The following is a 1062-nucleotide window of genomic DNA, read 5'->3' on the forward strand; positions in this document are numbered from 1 at the left end:
TGTTCATAAAGCCTGGTTTCAGGCAGTGGCCCATTATTATGGTATTGATCAATCCGGGTCATTGGGGGCGACATTGGACAAAATAAATGACAAGTTTTCTTCGGTCTTTCCATTGCAGCAGCACCGGGTTGAGCAGAGTGTTGTGACTGAGCAAACTCACGGACATGATTTGACCGTGACAGTAGCCGGTGATGCCGCAGCCAGCCCCCATTTCATGAGCTACAGCGGATTGACCGGAGCCAGGGAAAATGTTCTGCACCTGCAGAACTTCACTCACCAAACGGCCAACGATACCAATCCATTTGCTCCGGCTTTGCACCAGGCAGCGCTTGAGGGGGGGCAGCAGAGAACAGCTGACTTTGTTATTCAACGAGGCGAAGTGTTCCTGGGTTCTCAGCTAAACAACTGAGTTTGACGGTTGCATTGATCAATAACGAAAGCACTTGTTTATCGTTCTATTTTGTAAATGACTAAGGCAGGGAGGCCTATAGCTATGAGCATTGGAGGCGCAGGAGCCCCAACACCAGCGAGTTCTCAGTTCGCTGATTTATTGGACAATGTTGAGAAGCTTGAGAAGTTTTGCAGGAAAGGAAAAACGGGTCGGCTTGAATTGATTAGCGATTCGGGGGCACCAGAGCAAGACACTTCGGCTACTTTCAGGGGGAGAAAGGTCGTCAGTGTCAAACCCCGTGGAAACATCTTCAAAAGGCTGTTTGCCTTTCTTTCTCCCACTCACGGCGCGAAAGCGCAAAGAGCCCGGGAGCGTGAAGCAGAGGTTTTGTTGCATGACCAGGTGATGAAGGCTCTTGAGAGCGGGGAGCTGACTAAAAAGGATAGAAAACGTCTGGTAATTGATGTGGCTGAAGGGGTTATTCCGGGTTTCAGCCGTCCGGAAAGAGAAAGCATAAGGGGTAAAATTCTCTATGCTGTTCTCAGGTCTGAGAACGTAAACACGATGCTCAGTGAGGCGGAAAAGGGAATAAAATCCTTGCCGAGACTGATTGACAGGATTGATCAATACCATAATAATGGGCCACTGCCTGAAACCAGGCTTTATGAACA

The 1062-nt window shown here is 49.0% G+C and carries 2 protein-coding genes; both read left to right on the forward strand.

Going from position 1 to position 1062, the window contains the following annotated elements; translation table 11 throughout:
• Nucleotides 1-409, forward strand: a 409-nt coding sequence (locus KDK18_RS02315; RefSeq protein WP_257252910.1) for a hypothetical protein, incomplete at its 5' end; no start/stop codon positions are given.
• A gap of 84 nt (nucleotides 410-493) precedes the next feature.
• The coding region (locus tag KDK18_RS02320; RefSeq protein WP_257252911.1) for a hypothetical protein at nucleotides 494-1062 on the forward strand (569 nt) is incomplete at its 3' end.

It is taken from the genome of Endozoicomonas sp. SESOKO3, from assembly GCF_024606255.1.